At 53.0% G+C, this 18,410-nt stretch carries 18 protein-coding genes and 4 tRNA genes; 16 read left to right on the top strand and 6 right to left on the bottom strand.

What is annotated here, in order from left to right:
- Nucleotides 1-70: 70 nt before the first annotated feature.
- The gene (locus tag KQI75_RS04280) at nt 71-772 is read right to left on the bottom strand and encodes a Bax inhibitor-1/YccA family protein (protein WP_216469504.1); all 702 of its coding nucleotides are present in this window, start codon (nt 770-772) and stop codon (nt 71-73) included.
- A 191-nt stretch (nt 773-963) separates the two neighbouring features.
- Here KQI75_RS04280 and KQI75_RS04275 point away from each other — a divergent pair, with 191 nt between their 5' ends.
- The 5 genes from KQI75_RS04275 (at nt 964) to KQI75_RS04255 (ending at nt 4,103) form a co-directional block, all read left to right on the top strand.
- Nucleotides 964-2,544, top strand: a complete 1,581-nt coding sequence (locus KQI75_RS04275) for a ClC family H(+)/Cl(-) exchange transporter (RefSeq protein WP_216469502.1) — start codon at nt 964-966, stop codon at nt 2,542-2,544.
- Nucleotides 2,545-2,547: 3 nt separating this feature from the next.
- Nucleotides 2,548-3,060, top strand: coding sequence for a DNA-deoxyinosine glycosylase (locus KQI75_RS04270; RefSeq protein ID WP_216469500.1), 513 nt, complete (start codon nt 2,548-2,550; stop codon nt 3,058-3,060).
- On the top strand, nt 3,057-3,785 hold the full coding sequence (locus KQI75_RS04265) for a lysophospholipid acyltransferase family protein (RefSeq protein ID WP_216469498.1): 729 nt from the start codon (nt 3,057-3,059) through the stop codon (nt 3,783-3,785). Before KQI75_RS04270 ends, KQI75_RS04265 begins: the two co-directional genes overlap by 4 nt.
- A gap of 137 nt (nt 3,786-3,922) precedes the next feature.
- A tRNA-Thr gene (locus KQI75_RS04260) sits at nt 3,923-3,998 on the top strand.
- 20 nt (nt 3,999-4,018) lie between these two features.
- Nucleotides 4,019-4,103, top strand: a tRNA-Tyr gene (locus tag KQI75_RS04255).
- A 539-nt stretch (nt 4,104-4,642) separates the two neighbouring features.
- On the opposite strand, the gene KQI75_RS04250 is transcribed toward KQI75_RS04255, so the two are convergent.
- Nucleotides 4,643-5,263, bottom strand: coding sequence for a Crp/Fnr family transcriptional regulator (locus tag KQI75_RS04250; protein WP_216469496.1), 621 nt, complete (start codon nt 5,261-5,263; stop codon nt 4,643-4,645).
- Between the two features lie 213 nt (nt 5,264-5,476).
- Here KQI75_RS04250 and KQI75_RS04245 point away from each other — a divergent pair, with 213 nt between their 5' ends.
- Nucleotides 5,477-6,169 carry a uracil-DNA glycosylase gene (locus KQI75_RS04245; protein ID WP_216469494.1) on the top strand — a complete coding sequence of 231 codons (693 nt, stop codon included), beginning with the start codon at nt 5,477-5,479 and terminating at the stop codon, nt 6,167-6,169.
- Nucleotides 6,166-6,540 carry a hypothetical protein gene (locus KQI75_RS04240; protein WP_216469492.1) on the top strand — a complete coding sequence of 125 codons (375 nt, stop codon included), beginning with the start codon at nt 6,166-6,168 and terminating at the stop codon, nt 6,538-6,540. The genes KQI75_RS04245 and KQI75_RS04240 overlap by 4 nt, the downstream gene beginning before the upstream one ends.
- Before the next feature lie 242 nt (nt 6,541-6,782).
- Here KQI75_RS04240 and KQI75_RS04235 read toward each other — a convergent pair whose 3' ends face one another.
- Nucleotides 6,783-7,052, bottom strand: a complete 270-nt coding sequence (locus tag KQI75_RS04235) for a DUF1292 domain-containing protein (RefSeq protein ID WP_216469913.1) — start codon at nt 7,050-7,052, stop codon at nt 6,783-6,785.
- Nucleotides 7,053-7,263: 211 nt separating this feature from the next.
- On the opposite strand from KQI75_RS04235, the gene KQI75_RS04230 reads away from it, so the two are divergent.
- The 9 genes from KQI75_RS04230 to KQI75_RS04190 all read left to right on the top strand — a co-directional run bounded on the left by KQI75_RS04230 (nt 7,264) and on the right by KQI75_RS04190 (nt 14,567).
- Nucleotides 7,264-8,217, top strand: a complete 954-nt coding sequence (locus KQI75_RS04230; protein WP_216469490.1) for an alpha/beta fold hydrolase — start codon at nt 7,264-7,266, stop codon at nt 8,215-8,217.
- A 138-nt stretch (nt 8,218-8,355) separates the two neighbouring features.
- Nucleotides 8,356-8,730 (top strand): GntR family transcriptional regulator, encoded by a 375-nt coding sequence (locus KQI75_RS04225; protein WP_216469488.1) that lies wholly within the window; start codon nt 8,356-8,358, stop codon nt 8,728-8,730.
- Complete coding sequence (locus KQI75_RS04220; RefSeq protein WP_216469486.1) at nt 8,727-9,626, top strand: ABC transporter ATP-binding protein; 900 nt, start codon at nt 8,727-8,729, stop codon at nt 9,624-9,626. Before KQI75_RS04225 ends, KQI75_RS04220 begins: the two co-directional genes overlap by 4 nt.
- On the top strand, nt 9,601-11,814 hold the full coding sequence (locus KQI75_RS04215; protein ID WP_216469484.1) for a hypothetical protein: 2,214 nt from the start codon (nt 9,601-9,603) through the stop codon (nt 11,812-11,814). The genes KQI75_RS04220 and KQI75_RS04215 overlap by 26 nt, the downstream gene beginning before the upstream one ends.
- Nucleotides 11,811-11,975, top strand: a complete 165-nt coding sequence (locus KQI75_RS04210; RefSeq protein ID WP_216469483.1) for a hypothetical protein — start codon at nt 11,811-11,813, stop codon at nt 11,973-11,975. The genes KQI75_RS04215 and KQI75_RS04210 overlap by 4 nt, the downstream gene beginning before the upstream one ends.
- Nucleotides 11,976-12,196: 221 nt before the next feature.
- Nucleotides 12,197-12,892: a helix-turn-helix domain-containing protein gene (locus KQI75_RS04205; RefSeq protein ID WP_216469482.1), complete on the top strand. Its 696-nt coding sequence runs from the start codon at nt 12,197-12,199 to the stop codon at nt 12,890-12,892.
- Between the two features lie 87 nt (nt 12,893-12,979).
- Nucleotides 12,980-13,055 (top strand) — tRNA-Thr (locus KQI75_RS04200).
- 20 nt (nt 13,056-13,075) lie between these two features.
- Nucleotides 13,076-13,160 (top strand) — tRNA-Tyr (locus KQI75_RS04195).
- Between the two features lie 786 nt (nt 13,161-13,946).
- On the top strand, nt 13,947-14,567 hold the full coding sequence (locus KQI75_RS04190) for a M50 family metallopeptidase (RefSeq protein WP_216469481.1): 621 nt from the start codon (nt 13,947-13,949) through the stop codon (nt 14,565-14,567).
- A gap of 443 nt (nt 14,568-15,010) precedes the next feature.
- Here the strand turns inward: KQI75_RS04190 and KQI75_RS04185 are convergent, their stop codons facing one another.
- From KQI75_RS04185 to KQI75_RS04175, 3 genes are all read right to left on the bottom strand, one after another.
- Nucleotides 15,011-16,012 carry a GGGtGRT protein gene (locus KQI75_RS04185; protein ID WP_216469480.1) on the bottom strand — a complete coding sequence of 334 codons (1,002 nt, stop codon included), beginning with the start codon at nt 16,010-16,012 and terminating at the stop codon, nt 15,011-15,013.
- Between the two features lie 15 nt (nt 16,013-16,027).
- Nucleotides 16,028-16,720, bottom strand: coding sequence for an iron-sulfur cluster assembly scaffold protein (locus KQI75_RS04180; protein WP_216469479.1), 693 nt, complete (start codon nt 16,718-16,720; stop codon nt 16,028-16,030).
- Between the two features lie 401 nt (nt 16,721-17,121).
- A complete protein-coding gene (locus KQI75_RS04175; protein WP_216469478.1) occupies nt 17,122-18,036 on the bottom strand; it encodes a sugar-binding transcriptional regulator in 915 nt (304 codons plus the stop codon).
- Between the last annotated feature and the right edge of the window lie 374 nt (nt 18,037-18,410).

The raw sequence follows: 18,410 nt of genomic DNA, 5'->3' as shown, positions 1-18,410 counted from the left end.
TGCGAAAATGCTGGTAAAATGGAAAACTCTCCCGTCCTGAACCAAAACAAGACGGGAGAGTTGCCTGTGTTTAGTTGTTGCGGTTTCCGAACAGGCGAAGCAGGTACAGGAACAGATTGATGAAGTCCAAGTACAGCTGCAGGGCGGAGATGATGGACGCCTTTTGCAGCAGCTCCGGATTGCCGGAATAGTACGCGTAGTTTCTGCGAATCATCTGCGTGTCATATGCGGTAAAGCCCAAGAAAATGACGATGCCGACCAGACACATGCCGGTGTTCATGCCCGGAATAAACAGGGACAGAAGCATCATGACGATGAGCGCCACGAGGCCGAACGTCAGAACCGGACGGATGCGGGTCAGATCTGCCTTGGTCACATATCCGTAAACCGCCATGACGCCGAAGTACAGCGAGGTCATCGCAAAAACGAGAATCAGTGACTGCATGCTGTACACTGCCAAAATCGTGCTGAACGTCACGGCGTTGAGCAGCGCATAGACAAAGAACAGCAGGCGAGCCGTTGCGACCGGAATTTTGTGAATGCGTGCGGAGAGATAAATTACCACACCCAGTTCCACCAGCGCCAGCACAAACGGCAGCAGACCGTTCATGGCCGTGCACAGCGGGATATAAAATCCGGTGAAATAGATTGCCGCCGCAGCGACAAAGGTTGTCAGAAGTCCAAGGAACATCCAGCCATAGGTTTTGGCTGTGTAGGAGGCGATGGAGTCGCGGCTTTCGCCGAACGACGAATAGTCATAGCCCTGATTCATATGGACCCTCCTTTCCATAATTGTCTGTATTGGATGTGATGTATATTATACTGCATTTGGAGAGAAATGTACAGAAAGTTCGTGAAACAATTCTGTATACATTTTGTGAACAAAGGTTTACAATAAAGGACAGGATTTGTGCGTATCCGAATAAAAAATCAACGGGTGTGACAGAAGGTGAGTGCTACACAATGAAAAATGCAACAATGGATGCCAAGCGCATGGTGAACCGGTACGGCTCTCTGCGAACCATGCTAGTTGTCGAGGGACTGCTGGTCGGCGTATTTGCCGGTTTGGTCACATCGCTGTACCGCTATCTGCTCGACCGCGCGGATGACATCCGCAACGCGGCGATTGGCTTTTGCAGCGGCAGCCCGCTGCGCATGCTGGGCTGGTTCGGCGCGCTGGCTGTGATGGCTGTGGTGGTGACGCTGCTGCTCAAATGGGAGCCGATGATTTCAGGCTCAGGCATTCCGCAGGTGGAAGCGGAGCTGATGGGATATATTCGCCCGTGCTGGTGGCGTGTGGTTTTGGGCAAGATTGCGGCGGGCTTTGTGTGTATTCTGGGCGGTCTGTCGCTGGGCAGAGAAGGCCCGTCGGTACAGCTCGGCGGCATGGCAGGCAAGGGCATCTCACGCGGACTCAAGCGGTTTCGGCTGGAGGAGCATTTTCTCATTACTTGCGGCGCGTCTGCCGGACTTTCCGCGGCGTTCAATGCGCCGCTCGCCGGTGTCATGTTTGCGCTGGAAGAAATTCATAAAAATTTCTCCGCGATGGTGCTGCTGTCGTGTATGGCGGCGTCGCTTGCGGCGGATTATATTTCCAGCGGTTTATTTGGCATGGAGCCGGTATTTACGTTTCAGTTTGCCGGTATGATTCCGCTGCGCGGCTATGCGTACATTTTGATTTTGGGTGTGCTGTGCGGCGTGCTCGGCGCGGTGCACAATGCGGGTATGCTCGGTGCACAGACGCTGTATAAAAAGCTGGGCTTTTTGCCGCAGGTGTGCCGGATTTTTATTCCGTTTTTCATTGCCGGTGTGCTCGGCTTTATTATGCCGGAGCTGCTCGGCGGCGGTCATCATATGGTGTCCATGCTGTATGTCGAAAATCCGCAGTTTGGGCTGCTCGTCACGATTGTCGTCGTAAAATTCCTGTTTTCCGCCGCCAGCTTTGGCTCGTCTGCACCGGGCGGCACACTGGTGCCGCTGCTCGTGCTCGGCGCCTTTATCGGCGGCGCCTACGGCAGTGCGGTTGTGGATTGGTTCGGCTTTGACCGCGATTTTGCGACCAATCTTGTGATTATTGCGATGGCGGCATTTTTTTCGGCGATTGTCCGCGCACCGGTGACCGGCATTGTCTTGATTTCCGAGCTGACCGGCAGTTTTTCGCATTTGCTGTCGCTGTCCACGGCGGCGCTCGTCGCGTATGTTGTCGCAGAAGCGCTGCGCAGCAAGCCGTTTTTTGAGCACTTGACCGAGCGATTCTTAGAAGGTCAAAAGGGAAAAGACATTGTCAAGGGAACAGGAAACAAGAAATCCATCATTACTTCTGTCATTGAAGAGGGAAGTGAAGCGGATCACTGCATGATTCAGGATTTGGGCTTGCCGTCCTCGTGCCTTGTCGTGTCCGTCACGCGCGGCGCAGAGGAGCTGATTCCGCGCGGCAAATTAAAGCTGAAAGCGGGCGACACGCTGGCGACTATGGTCAGCGAACGCGATTTGGCGGCGATGGAATCCGTGCTCAAGCACAAAGTGACATTTGAGGAGACGTAACGCATGTATGTAACGCATTCATTTGGGGCGTGGTTTGATGACCAGTCGCGTGTGCTGATTTTGGGAACCATGCCGTCACCCAAGTCGCGCGAGGCAGGGTTTTACTATGCGCATCCGCAAAACCGGTTTTGGCGCGTGCTGCCGATGCTGTACGGGGAATCGCCGCTTGTTGGGGACATTCCCAAGCAAAAAGAATTTCTCACGCGGCATCACATTGCGCTGTGGGATGTGCTGGACAGCTGTGAGATCGAAGGCGCATCCGATGCGTCCATTCGAAATCCGGTTCCCAATCGCATGCGCGAGATTCTCGACCGCGCACCGATTGAAGCAATTTTCTGCACGGGACAAAAGGCGGGAACGCTGTTTAAGCGCTATTGTCAAAAGGACTGTGCGATACAGGCGCGCGTACTGCCGTCCACATCACCGGCAAATTGCGCCGTCAAGCTGGAGCAGCTATTGGAGCGCTACGCCGTTATTCGACAAATCACAGACAGGAGAAAACAAACAGAACTATGATTCATACAATTCTTTGGGCGATTTATTTTATTTTGTATCTGATTATTGTCTCCCCGATGCGTGCGTATTATGCCCATCAGATAAAAAAAGGCAATCGGGAAAAGGTACAGGCGGGTGTTGACCGCATGGTACACAACTGGGCGCACCGTCTGCTGTGGATGGCAGGTGCCAAAGTCATTGTAGACGGAAAAGAAAACATCCCGCAGGGAACGGCGGTATTTGTGTCCAATCACCAGAGCGATTTTGACATTCCGGTGGTTTTGGCGTGTGTCGGTCAGCCGCGCGCGCTGATGGCGAAGGTTTCGCTGGCAAAAATTCCGGGTCTGCGTTCCTGGATGGATTTGTTACAGTGTGTCTATGTCGACCGTGAGGACGAAAAGCAGGCAGTGCGCGCCCTGATGGATGCGACGCGCTTGGTCAAGAGCGGCGTTTCGATGACGATTTTTCCGGAGGGCACGCGCAGCAAGGGCGGACCGGTCAAGGAATTTAAGGGCGGTGCGTTCCGCGCGGCAACCAGTGCAAAGGTACCTGTCGTACCGGTGACGATTGACGGCTCATTCCATCTGCTCGAGGAACGCTATCGCATTCATTCCGGCACGGTACACGTCACGATTCACAAGCCGATAGAAACCGCAGGCATGAGCCGGCAGGAGGTGCGTGAGCTGCCGGAGCGCGTGCGCGAGGAAATTTTATCTGTGATGGATGACGCATACCGCGGAGCATAACACAAAGAAATCTGCTTGCCGGAGCGATTCGGCAGGCAGTTTTTTGTTTTTTTGAAAAAAGTGTTGACAAACACAAAACACTGTGGTAATATAAACAAGTCGCTGAGAGATGCGGCGGATAAAGAAAGACGCGGCACGCTGGTGTAGCTCAGTTGGTAGAGCAGCTGATTTGTAATCAGCAGGTCGGGGGTTCAAGTCCGTCCACCAGCTCCACGATTTCTGCAAGTGAATATGGGAGGTTTCCCGAGTGGCCAAAGGGGGCAGACTGTAAATCTGTTGTCAACGACTTCGGTGGTTCGAATCCACCACCTCCCACCAAAGAAGAGAGTACAAATCTGTACTCTCTTTTGTTTTGTGCGGAAAACAAAAAAGCCCGTATCAGGGCAAATTTGAAAAGCCATGCCAGCTGATTCCAGCCCTCTCTGTCGCTGCGCGACATCTCTCCCAGAGGGAGAGACAAGTTTGGATTGTGCGTAAGGGCAAGAAATTTGCACCGGCTTCTCGGCTCTCCCCTTGGGAGAGCTGGCATTTGCGAAGCAAATGACTGAGAGGGCAGCACGCAGACAAGTTCGTGTCAGGGCAAATTTGAAAAGCCATGCCAGCTGATTCCAGCCCTCTCTGTCGCTGCGCGACATCTCTCCCAGAGGGAGAGACAAGTTTGGTTTGTGCGTAAGGCAAAAAATTCGCACCGGCTTCTCGGCTCTCCCCTTGGGAGAGCTGGCATTTGCGAAGCAAATGACTGAGAGGGCAAACACGCAAACAGTCCGCATCCAAGTTTCCCTGATTCGTCAAATCTGGCAACTGCACCAAAAAAGGGCAGCCCTTACGGACTGCCCTTTCCCCAGAATATGTTTATATTACTTGGCGCCGGCATGATCTGTGTCGGATGCCATCCCAAACTGTTCTGTTCGCTCCCGTTTGCGCAGATTGCTCATGGTCTGCGGCGTGATATTGAGAAACGAGGCGATGTGCTTTTTCTTGACCTGATCCATCAGTCCCGGATAGGTGCGTTTCATCCAGCGGTATCGCGTTGCCGCGCAGTATCGTGACAGCGCGATTTTGTGCTCTCGATGCCGATTGAGATTGAGACTCAGGCATTGCAGATACATTTGCGTGATTTCAGGATATAGCGACATAAGCTCCTGAATTTTGCTGATTGGAAGCGCAGCAATCTCACACGGAACCAGTGTTTCCTCTGTGATGAGCGAGGGTGCGCTGTTCGTGGGGACATCATTGGCGATGATATCTCCGGATTCATAAACAAAGCAATCCGTGATTTCCTTGCCGTTTTCACTGTAATAAAAGCCGCGCACAATGCCGCTGAGCAAAAAATAAATATTAGCCGCTGTTTCTCCTTCAACAATAAGCTTTACATCCTTGTCAAGATGCTGAAAAGTTATGCTGTCTGCCAGAGCACACAACATGCGTGTATCTGTGAGCTGATATCGCTGTTGGAGCAATTTTTTGAATTTTTCCATGTGTGTATCCCCCATAGAATATATGACCCGCGAACGCCTGCGCGGGTATATATGCTTAGTATACTCGCTTCTGGGAAAAATTTCATTCATCTATATTCATTTTTTGATATTTTTTTGTCAAAGAAATCAGCTGCATGACACCGCAGTTTTACTTTGTCAGCTGCCTATGTTATAATGCACTTAAGTACAGAAACAGGAAAGGAAACCGTCGTTATGGTTCAAATTGGAAATGATTGGGATGCGCTGCTCGCAGATGAGTTTGAAAAAGATTACTATTTGCAGCTGCGTGATTTTCTCAAGCAGGAGTATCAATCTCAGCACATTTATCCGCCTATGAAAGATATCTTTCATGCGTTGAAGTACACTGCATATTCTCAAGTCAAAGTTGTGATTTTGGGACAAGACCCGTATCACGGATTTGGTCAGGCACACGGCATGTGTTTTTCTGTTCATGCCGGTGTTCCGATGCCGCCGTCCCTGCAAAATATTTTTAAAGAGCTGCACGATGATATTGGCATGTTTCCGCCCGCTTCCGGCTGTCTGGTGCCGTGGGCGAGAGAAGGCGTGCTGCTGCTCAACACGGTGCTGACGGTACGGGAAGGCCAGCCCAATTCTCACAAGGGCAAGGGCTGGGAAACACTGACAGATCATATTATTTCTCTGCTCGGTGAGCGCGAACAGCCCATGGTCTTTTTGCTGTGGGGCTCCAATGCCCGCAAGAAAAAAGAGCTGATTCACAAGCCGCAGCATTTGATTTTGGAATGTGCGCATCCATCGCCGCTGTCTGCTTATCGCGGGTTCTTTGGCTGCGGACATTTTTCACAGGCAAATCAATTTTTGTATGACCACGGCATGACGCCGATTGATTGGAATGTGGTCAACACCAAACCGGAGGATGACGTATGAAAACAATGCTGGAATCTCTGCTTGTCATCGTCTTTTTGAACGGTGTGATCCCGCTGCTGTATCAGTGGCAGCTGGTACAGCGGTCGAGCAATCCAAAAGTGCGGGAAATGTATGCTTCGCTGTCGGTTTGGCACAAGCTGACCTTTGGCGCAGTTCGTGATAAGCTGCCTGCGTTTCGCGGGCTGTTTGTGCTCATGCGCATCAGCACGCTGATAGGCGCCGTGTGCGCAGCGACCCTGTTCGTGCTGTGTTTCGCCGCGCCTGCGGGTGTTTTCCTGCTGTATACGCGCAAGCTGTGCCTGCTGTGCGCCGTGACCGCCGCCGTCGTCCATGTGGTGTATCTGGCACTGCGCGCGAAATATCGGAATTGAGGGAGCCGGTGCGAATTTGTTTGCTCTTCCGCACAATCCAACTTGTCTCTCCCTTTGGGAGAGATGTCGCGCAGCGACAGAGAGGGCTGGCTCCCTCTTTGAGGGAGCTGGATTGCCGCCACGCGGCAAGACTGAGGGAGCAGCCGGTTATCTGGCACGCACAAAGCCTGAGGGAGTTTTATCAGATTGACAAAAAAAGAACCTTTCGCGTTTTTGCGAAAGGTTCTTTTTGCTTGTCGGAATTAGTCCTCGAAATCCAGCTCGTCGGCAAAGCGCTCCTTGAAGATTGCATAGACGCCTTCGAGAATTTCTTCGTCATCGACAACGACATAGTTTTCCATCTCGTCATCGTCCGCCTCTACGGCAAGAATGACAACCTCGCAGTCCTCCTCGTCTACCGGCAGCAGTACGACGTATTCTGCATTTTCATACGTAATTGAGTCAATGAGTTGGTATTCGACTTCCTCGCCGTTTTCGTTTGTCAGGGTGATGATGCCTTCCTGTTCTTCCATAGCCACTTGTCTCGCTCCTTCCGCACAATACATGAAAAAATCCTTGTTTCTCTTATTATACTCATAGGGCACGTAGGTTGCAAGAGCCAAAGCAGATTTTTCCAGCGCCCTGCACTTTTTAAATCATTTGTAAATTTTTGTTTTTCTGGCGCTTCTTTCGTCGAGAATATGCTATGATAAAACTATACATGCAGGAAGGGAGGCAGACGGTATGGATATTCGATTTACCCAGAATATTTATCCGAGTGCTGCCGGCGGAGATGCCAAAATATCATACTATGTGTTGTTCCCTGTCGGTGCGGAGCTGCGCGGCATTGTGCAAATCAGCCACGGCATGTGCGAATACTTCACGCGCTATACGGCATTTGCAAAATATCTCTGCTCTCTCGGATATATTGTTTGCGGCAATGACCATTTGGGTCATGGATCTTCGGTTCCGCCGTCCGGTACGCTGGGCTTTTTTGGCCATCACCACGGCTGGAGCGTCTTGATTGATGATGTGGCAAAGCTGACGGATAAGATGAAAAAACGGTGGCCGGAGCTGCCGTATTTCCTGCTCGGGCATTCGATGGGCTCGATGGTTGCACGGCTGTATCTGACCCGCTACGGGCAAAAGATTGACGGCTGTATTTTGAGCGGTTCTCCAGCAGCGCACACCGTCACGCCGCTCGCCATTCAAATCGCCAATTCCGCCATCCGCACACATGGCCCGCTGTACCGCAGCTGTATGATTAACAATCTGGTGTTTGGCAGATACAACGCCCGCATTCCCAACTGTCAGTCTCCGTTTGACTGGCTAACGCGCGACCGCGCGGTGGTCTCGCTGTATCAGTCGGATGCCAAGTGCAATTTTATCTTTACGGCGGCAGGCTTCCGCGATTTGTTCTATCTGGAGCAAAACTGCAACCGCATGCAGAGCATCAAAAAAACGCCGGTCAATATGCCGCTGCTGTTTGTGTCCGGCGATGCGGACCCGGCTGGAAATTACGGCTTGGGCGTGCGGAAAATTGCCGCGGCATACCGCGCGGCGGGATGTCAGGATCTCGATGTGATTTTCTATAAGGGCAGCCGCCATGAGCTGCTCAACGAGCTGAACAAAGAACAGGTATACGGCGATATTAGCCGCTGGCTGGAAAAGCAGCTGCGCCGCCTGCCAAAAGGATAATCCTAAATATGATGATAAGCCTCTCTTTTTCGGAGAGGCTTTTTTATATTTGTAACCGAATTGTAGTTGCTTTTTGCGGCGGGGCGGTCTATACTGTGTGTACTAACAAGAATAGTACACATGGAAAGGAGGCGCGTCATGATACATTTGGATTTTCACGATCCGCGTCCGATGTACGAGCAGGTTGTCGAACAATTTGAAATGCTCATTGCGCGCGGCGCGCTGGCGGCGGACGAAAAGATTCCCAGCGTGCGGCAGCTGTCCGTACAGCTTTCGCTCAATCCGAACACCGTGCAAAAGGCATACAGCGAGCTGCTCAGCCGCGGAGAGATTTATTCCGTGCGCGGAAAGGGAAATTTTGTGTCCGGTGACCAAACCGGCATCCGGAACAAGAAGCTGGAGCAAATTCGAGGGGAGATGCTGGCGCTTCTCAGACAGGCGAAGGAGTTCGGCGCGAGCACAGAGCAGCTGCATGCGCTGCTGACATCGCTGATGGAGGTGGAACAACTATGATTCAGGCACAGGGCGTGACCAAACGATTCGGCGCCAATTTGGCGCTCGATCATGTCACTGCGGAAATAAAAACCGGTTCGATTTATGGACTCATCGGCTCGAACGGTGCGGGAAAATCGACATTTTTGCGCATTTTGGCGGGCATTTTGCAGCCGGATGCGGGCAGCGTACAGATTGACGGCGCGGGCGTGTATGAAAACACTGCGGTCAAGCAGAAATGCTTTATGATTTCCGACGAGCAGTATTTTTTCTCCGGTGCGACACCGCGCGATATGAAAGATTATTACAAAACCATGTATCCGCACTTTGATGAAAACCGCTACCGCAGTCTGATGAGCAATTTCGGGCTGGACGAGAAGCGCAAGCTGCGCACGTTTTCCAAGGGCATGAAAAAACAGGTGTCTGTCATCTGCGCGGCGGCGTCCGGCGCAGACTATCTGTTCTGTGATGAGACATTTGACGGCTTGGACCCCGTGGCGCGGCAGGCGGTCAAGGCGATTTTTGCCGGAGATGTGGCGGAGTTCAGCGCCACTCCCGTGATTGCTTCGCACAATTTGCGCGAATTGGAGGATTTTTGCGACTGCATCGGTCTGCTGCACCGCGGCGGCATCCTGTTTTCCCGCGATTTGGACGACATGAAGCTGAACATTCAAAAGGTACAGTTTATTCCGGATTTGACACCGGAGCAGCGGATACTGGAGGGCTTGGAGGTTCTGAGCAGACAAAACAGCGGCCGGATGATTACCGCGACCATTCGCGGCGGCAGACAGGAGACCGAGGCGGTCATTCGGCGCGGAGAACCCGTCTATTATGAGATGCTTCCGCTGTCGCTGGAAGAAATCTTTTTGGCAGAAACGGAGGTACAGGGCTATGACGCGAAACAACTCATCCTGTAAGCTGCGCACCTTGGTGTTCAATTGCAGCGTGCGGCAGGCGCCGCTGTATGCGGTTGCCTTTTTGGCGATGCTGCTTTTCCAGCCGGTGTATACGCTGCTCAACATTCGCTCGCGCACGCGGTTCAGCGATATGAGCAATCCGGATGTGTACAGCAGTGTGTGCAAGGATTTGCGCGATTCGCTGCTGGTCAATGTACCGGCGGCGGTGCTGCTGCTGATTTTGGCGCTTGTCGCGGGCATCAGCGCATTTCGGTATCTGCACGTGAAAAATCAGACGGATTTCTTTCATGCGCTGCCGATTCGGCGTGGACAGCTGTTTGCATCCCGTGCGCTGACGGGGATTCTGGCGGTGCTCCCGTCATATCTGATTGGCGTGCTGCTGTCGTGCGCAGTCATTGCGGCGCACGGCTACGGAGAAATTCTCAACGCACCGGAGATTGTGAGCAGCATTGCTGTGCATGCCGTGGGCTTTTTGCTCGTGTATGCGGTCGCTGTGCTGTCCGCGATTGTGTGCGGCAATACACTGGTGTCGCTGCTCGTGTGCGGCTGGTTCCAGTTTGGCATTTTGCTGGGCTGGGTGGCGCTGGATTCGCTGCTGTATGTGCTGATGCCGGCGCGAACAAACAGCGCGGTGGTTTCGCTGTGGTCGAGTCCGCTGATTGATGTCTTTCAGCTGCTGCGCCCGCTCGGGGAAGATGCCATTTCCTATGAAATCGTCGGCAAGCAGGCGGCAGACTGCATGGTTGCAGTCCTTGTGATCTTTGCATTGGCATATTTCCTCAACCGTATCCGTGCGAGCGAAAGCACCGGCATGTCGCTGGCATTTCCGGCGATGCAGCTGCCGTTGAAGTTCTATATGATGTCGGTTGTCGGCGCATATGTCGGTTTGTTCTTTGAAGATATGACGGGCAGCTGGGGCATGCTGTTTGTCGGCATGGCGTGCGGTGCGTTTGTGACGGCGTGCGTCACGGAAATCGTCTATGATATGGATTTCCACAGCCTGTTCTGTCACTGGAAAAGCACGGTGGTGTATGCAGTGGCGGCGGCTGTCGTGCTCGGCGTTTTGGCGCTGGACGTCATGGGCTGGAACAGCAGGCTGCCGAATCGCGCAGACATTGTATCCGCGCAGCTGGTTTCTGATTATACGCCGTGGGAGTGCACGAACAATACTTGGAATCAAGATTGGGATTACGCCAATTTCAGCCATGATATGATACAGAGCTTGAATGTCAGCTCCAACACGTACCGCGCCACATATGTGAGCGACAGCGAGCCGAGCGGCCTGCTGGACATCACGGAGGTGCAGAAGCTGCGCGAATCCGGCAACATTGACCGCGTGTATGCGTCCGCACAGCTCGGCGCACAGGCGATGCGGCACGAGCGCGGCAAGGTTTCGGAAAAGCTCAGCGCTTGTGACGAGTACGGAGACAGCGTATATGCGACCTATCTGGTTCGGTTCCGGCTGGCAAACGGCAAGACCTTTGAGAGGCAGTACATCATGCCGGCAGACACGCAGGAGCTGGCGGACAACGCGGATGCCGTGCGCTATTCGAAAGAATACCTGTCCGCAGGCACACCGGAGGCCGTGGCGCACAGCAAACAGGACGTGGCTAAAATTATAGATGTGTACGGCTGTGAGGCATCGTACAGCGCGAGCAAACGCATAGACAATCAGCAGGCAATCCGCGCGATACTGGACACGCTGCAAAAGGAGTCGCTGCAAAGAGACAAGGCATATATCGACAGCCATGCACCGGTCTATTATCTGTACGTGCGGGGCAGGCAGGATATGGAATTGAACGGCGATGAGTATTTGCCGACCAGTGACGGCGACGGTGATGACATGATTATGATTCCGATTTACGACTATGAGACGCAGACCATTGCGATACTCAGCAAGTATGTCGATGCCATGCCGAAAGCCCTGCGGGCGGACAATATTGCAAAAATTCAAGTGATAACCAATACGGCGGATGATGAACCGCAGACGTATACAGACTACACGCAGGCGGCAGATATTGCCAAGCTGCTTCCGGCGCTGATTCCGAGCGGGTTTGCAGACTGCATGGATCAGGCAGTATATCATCAGGCAATCAAAAATTGTCTGTCCGCAACGGTCTATACCAAGGACGGACAGGAAATTTTGTGTGAATGCTATGCGGACAGAACAGGAGGATTAGTACAATGACATTTACGATTGGCGGCGCAGACGGCCCGACCGCAGTTATGGTGACCTCGAACACGAATTTGCTGTGGACGGATTTCATACCGGTGTTTCTGATTCTGGCGGGCGGCGTCGCACTGCTTGTGCTTCTCCGTTTGCTGTATCAGAGATATCGAAATCGGTGACAAGCCATCACAAAACAGCACCTGCGGCATTTCGCGGGTGCTGTTCGACGTTTCGACGGAAATTTACGGAAAAATTCCTGTTTTTGCCGGAAAAATCAAAGAAAAAACAGCAAAATTTTTTGTCAAGACTTTACAAATAGTTATAAAGTCAGTATACTATAAATACTAGCTGTATCAAATTTTTGATGCGGCGGCTGAAACTAGAGATGGAGCAAGCATACATGGCAAGTGACTTTTCCCGTACGTTGGCGCTGCTGCGCCGTGAAAAGAGAATAAGCCAGCGCACTGCCGCAGGAGATTTACAGGTCTCGCAGGCGCTGCTCAGCCATTACGAAAATGGGCTTCGGGAACCGGGGCTCAGCTTTGTTGTGCGTGCAGCGGATTACTACGGCGTGTCGTGTGATTATCTGCTGGGACGCAGCCTGTCTCGTGAGGGCGGCATTGCTGCCAATCCGGCACCGACCAGCGCAGAAGAAGTGGAAGTGGATGCGGAGCTGGCATGTAAACAAAAGCTGATTACCGATTCGGCACAGATTTTGCTGGATGCGGCGGCAAAATCCGGTTCGCGTCAGCTGCTGCATGAGCTGACAATGTATTTGTCTGCGGTGGAATACAAGCTGTTCCGCTATCTGTATGCGGCGGATGAAGCCAATCCGGAGCAAGCATTCCGCACCAAAGAGGCGCGGTTTGATGCGCTGTGCGATGCGCGCATGAAGCTGACCGAGCTGCGCATTCAATGTGCGGCGCAGGGCGGCGGTGCATTGGGTCTGGCAGAGGAGGAAGCCAAGCTGCCGAGCCTGTCGCTGGCGAATCTGCCGACGGCATATCCGGGACGCGCGGAATCTCTGCTGCAAGTTTTGCAGAGTGTCTCGGATTCCATTGAGGAATTTGACGGGACGACAAAAAAGAAAAAATAATTTGTAAAAATCTGTTGACAAATACACGATACTGTGGTATTATAAACAAGTCGCTGAGAGATGCGGCGGATGAATGAGACGCGGTACGCTGGTGTAGCTCAGTTGGTAGAGCAGCTGATTTGTAATCAGCAGGTCGGGGGTTCAAGTCCGTCCACCAGCTCCACGATTTCTGCAAGTGAATATGGGAGGTTTCCCGAGTGGCCAAAGGGGGCAGACTGTAAATCTGTTGTCAACGACTTCGGTGGTTCGAATCCACCACCTCCCACCAAAGAAGAGAGTACAAATCTGTGCTCTCTTTTGTTTTGTGCGGAAAACAAAAAAACCCGTATCAGGGCAAATCTGAAAAGCCATGTCAGCTGATTCCAGCCCTCTCTGTCGCTGCGCGACATCTCTCCCAGAGGGAGAGACAAGTTTGGACTGCGCGTAAGGGCAAGAAATTCGCACCGGTTTCTCGGCTCTCCCCTTGGGAGAGCTGGCATTTGCGAAGCAAATGACTGAGAGGGCAGTACGCTAGCAGGTCTGCACCAAAGCAAATCTGAAAAGCTATGTCAGCTGATTCCAGCCCTCTCTGTCGCTGTGCGACATCTCTCCCAGAGGGAGAGACAAGTTTGGACTGCGCGGAAGGGCAAGAAATTCGCACCGACTTCTCGGCTCTCCCCTCGGGAGAGCTGGCATTTGCGAAGCAAATGACTGAGAGGGCAAAAAACTAGCAGGTCTGCACCAAAGCAAATTTGAAAAGCCATGTCAGCTGATACAAGCCCTCTCTGTCGCTGCGCGACATCTCTCCCAGAGGGAGAGACAAGTTTGGATTGTGCGTAAGGGCAAGAAATTCGCACCGGCTTCTCGGCTCTCCCTTCGGGAGAGCTGGCATTTGCGAAGCAAATGACTGAGAGGGCAAAAAACTAGCAGGTCTGCACCAAAGCAAATTTGAAAAGCCATGTCAGCTGGTATCAGCCCTCTCTGTCGCTGCGCGACATCTCTCCCAGAGGGAGAGACAAGTTTGGATTGTGCGTAAGGGCAAGAAATTCGCACCGATTTCTAGGAGGAATGTTAGATGGAACAACGATTACTGACGGCGCTTCTGGGCACAGTCTGCATTTTGCTTGTGATTCCGGCGGTTGGCTGTTTGATTCACCTGATTCGCACGGCGATTCTTCGCGTGATTGGGCAGGCGGTAGGCGGGGAGACCGCGTGGTTTATCGCCAACCGCGCGACATTTTTGGGCGTCGTGCATCATGAATGCGCACATGCACTGGTGGCGGTTCTCACCGGCGGAAAAGTAGAGCAAATGCAGCTGTTTCACCCGCAGGGCGATCAATTGGGCTGTGTGATTTGGCGTCCGCGCCGCCTGTATCCCGGCGCCTGCGCCATACAGTATACACTGGTCTCGATTGCGCCGGTCGTGTTTGGCTGCTGCAATGTCTACTTGCTGTGGAACAATATCTTTCCGCTGTGCACACGCGTGTGGCAGATGCTTTTGCTCGGCTATGTGATGCTTTCGATTTTTATCCAGTCGACCATGAGCCGGCAGGATGTGCGCGTCGCGGCAAAGGGCTTGCCGGTGTGCGCCGTGATAATCTTCGCCGTTCTGCTGGTCACCGGCGCGGACGTGTGCGCATGGCTGCTGCACACCGACTGGCAGGGCGTGCTGGAGCATGTGCTGGGGACGGCTTGACAAGCAAGACAGAAAATGATAGGATAAAGATACAAAAAAGGCACACCGATAGACGGCGCGCCTTCACTCGTATGTGACTAGAAAATAGCCGCCAAGAATTAGGACGCTTGGGCGGTTATTTTCTTTTGCTTAAATAGGTAAGCAGAGCCAGAAGAAACATGCCAGAAGCCGCAAATGCGGAAATCATCTGAAATAAATCTGAAAATGTTACATACATAGCATCGCCCTCCCTTCTACAAAAGAGAGGGGTAAGAAAATTGTTCGCTCCCTCTCAAAAATAGAGAAGATGCGCCGCCTATCCGTTTATGGTGTACCTGTCAACAAGAATACTATACTTTTCGACAAAAATCAATATTTCCACACAAAAAAGGCTTTCCGAAAATTCTCGGAAAGCCTTTTAACGTTTCAGTTATGGATGATTTTCCACGGAAACAGCCAAATAATTAGCCGTTCAGTGCAGCGTTTACGTCTACTGCGACAGCAACGGAAGCGCCAACCATCGGGTTGTTGCCCATGCCCAGGAAGCCCATCATCTCTACGTGAGCCGGTACGGAGGAAGAACCTGCGAACTGTGCGTCGGAGTGCATACGACCCATGGTGTCGGTCATGCCGTAGGAAGCCGGACCTGCTGCCATGTTGTCCGGATGCAGGGTACGGCCTGTGCCGCCGCCGGATGCAACGGAGAAGTACTTCTTGCCCATCTGGATGCATTCCTTCTTGTAGGTGCCAGCAACCGGATGCTGGAAACGAGTCGGGTTGGTGGAGTTGCCGGTGATGGAAACGTCAACGCTCTCGTGATGCATGATGGCAACGCCCTCGCGCACGTCGTCTGCGCCGAAGCAGCGAACCTTGGAGCGCTCGCCGTCAGAGTAAGAGATTTCCTTGACGATGTTCAGCTCGCCGGTGTAGTAATCAAACTTGGTCTGTACGTAGGTAAAGCCGTTGATGCGGGAGATGATCTGTGCAGCGTCCTTGCCCAGACCGTTCAGGATAACGCGCAGCGGCTCCTTGCGTGCCTTGTTCGCGGAGCGAGCCAGACCGATAGCGCCCTCAGCAGCAGCGAAGGACTCGTGGCCAGCCAGGAATGCGAAGCACTTGGTCTCCTCGCGCAGCAGCATAGCTGCCAGATTGCCGTGACCCAGACCTACCTTGCGGTCATCAGCAACAGAGCCCGGGATGCAGAATGCCTGCAGGCCGATGCCGATTGCCTCAGCAGCCTCCGGTGCGGACTTTACGCCCTTCTTGATTGCGATTGCAGCGCCTACGGTGTAAGCCCAGCAAGCGTTCTCAAATGCGATCGGCTGTACGGAACGAACGGTTGCAGCCGGATCAATGCCCTTTTCCTTGCAGATTTCAGCACATTCCTCTACGCTGGAAATGCCGTACTCAGCGAGGACGCCATTGATCTTGTCAATTCTTCTTTCGTAACTTTCAAACAAAGCCATGATACACTGTCCTCCTTACTCTGCACGCGGGTCGATGAACTTCACACCTTCAGCAAAGCGGCCGTAGGTGCTGGTGTTCTTAGCCATAGCCTCCGCCGGCTCAACGCCCTTGCGGATCTGCTCCATCATCTTGCCCAGATGAATGAACTCATAGCCGATGACCAGATTGTCCTTGTCCAGAGCCAGACGGGTAACATAGCCCTCTGCCATCTCCAGATAGCGGGTGCCCTTAGCCTTGGTGCCGTACATGGTGCCTACCTGGCTTCTCAGACCCTTGCCCAGATCTTCCAGACCTGCGCCGATCGGCAGACCGTTTTCGGAGAATGCGGTCTGGGTGCGGCCGTATACGATCTGAAGGAACAGCTCGCGCATTGCCACGTTGATGGCATCACATACCAGGTCGGTGTTCAGAGCTTCCAGCAGGGTCTTGCCCGGCAGGATCTCGGATGCCATAGCTGCGGAATGGGTCATACCGGAACATCCGATGGTCTCAACGAGAGCTTCCTCGATGATGCCTTCCTTGACGTTCAGGGTCAGCTTACAGGCGCCCTGCTCCGGAGCACACCAGCCGACACCGTGGGTCAGACCGCTGATGTCCTTGATTTCCATTGCCTGCGTCCACTTGCCCTCCTGCGGGATCGGAGCCGGACCATGGTATGCGCCCTTAGCGACCGGACACATGTTTTCCACTTCTGCGGAATAAAGCATAATTTTTATCCTTTCCTGAAACAGATTATTTTCTTCCCGAATTGGAAGAAAACGCTTCAATTGAACCAAAACCTTTCCTTTTCTGAGAAAAAAAGCCGATAACCCGCACGAACCAAGTCATCAGCCGACGCAGCCGTTCTGCTCGTTCCGAAGGCCGCAGAAAAATTTCGTTTCATCTGTCAATAAGTTTACCATGCACCAAAAAATTTGTCAACTATTCGGAACGTTGTTCCTGTACTTTTTCCGCGTTTCAGGCAGAAAAAACAGGGATTTGACGGAGTTTCCGGCACAAACTCGCCCAAACCTTCCACAGCATCTTACCATCAGTTTACTATTTTTTTGCATGCGGCGGCAAGAAAAAAGCGATTCCTGTCTTTGCCAAAGACGGGAACCGCTGTGTGTTATTGCGTTTTGCTTACAAGCTGCCGCGCGACGGATTCCGGCGCCAGCACATCCGTGATGAGTCCCGCGCGCAGTACGCTTTGCAGCGCCTGGATGCGCGTGTCCGCCGTGCAGATGCCGATGATGCGGCGGCACCGCTTCAGCATGTCCAGCGGAATGCGCATGATGGTGTACGGCAGGGAAACCATTTTTCCCGCGGTATCCATGCCGTAGCCCGCGGCATAGCCGACGGCGTTTGCCTGTCCGCAGTAGCCGGTGCGCTGCACAATCGAGTCGTCGTGAATTTCCACCACTGCCAAATCCAGCTTTTTCCACTGGCTGAGCACGGCCTGATACTGCGCGGTCTCGCGGAATATGTTCGCGTCCGCCTCGCTGGAGGTGTACGCAGGGGCGTGCAGAAAGACCGGCTGCGCGCCGCACGCCTCCGCGAACATGCGGACGTGTTCATCCGGATGGTACTGGCGCGACAGCACGTTGCTGTTGCCGAGCAGCGGACAGATGGTCTGGATGGAGAGGGGCGGCACCTGTATGCTCTCCAGCCGCTTCGCCGCGAGACCGATGACCGTGCCCCAGCCGACACCGACCACGGCGGGATTTTGTTCGTATATGTACGTCAGCAGACGCTGCGCCATCGCGTAATGGGTGACGTCGTCGGATTCCTCGTCCGGCACGACAATGCTGCTGTGCAGGCCGTAGGTTTGGCACAGATGCTCTGTCAGAATCTCCGGTGTGGAGGTGAGCGAGCGCACGCGGATTTCTACAATGCCAATGCTTCGCGCTTCGTTGAGCATGCGGCTGACCAGCGGGCGGGAGACGCGCAGCATGTCCGCGATTTCTCCCTGCGTCTTGTTTTCCTCATAATAAAGGTGGGCAACTCTGGCAAGCCGTTCTAATTTCTCTTTCCGGTATTTCATCTTTGCTCCCGTCATCATAAAGAATCAAAAAAATTGCTTGGCTGCCGCGCGGACGGCGCGGCAGATACACTCTATACTATCTTTAGTATACCATTAAAGTTTTCCACTGACAATATCTAACTGCACAAGAACACGGAAAAAAACTGCCATTTTTTAGGAGGCGCGTTTTGGGCTCTTGTGCGCTTGACACGGGGCGGAATGTATGGTATCGTACCATGCATATAAGGGAGTAGTCGGCGCACTGCGTAACCAAGTCAACATACTGAAGCGCGGGCTTCTGGCTTTGTTTTAAATGACGAGACTTATCTGTTTTTGACGCAGATAGGGGCTCGTCTTTTTGTATGCCCTTTTTTCGCGACAAAAACCCGTAATTT

The organism is Butyricicoccus intestinisimiae, from assembly GCF_018918345.1.
GTDB lineage: Bacteria > Bacillota > Clostridia > Oscillospirales > Butyricicoccaceae > Butyricicoccus_A > Butyricicoccus_A intestinisimiae.
The sequence above is the reverse complement of the archived record's forward strand: the minus strand, read 5'-3'. Positions and strand labels throughout refer to the sequence as shown.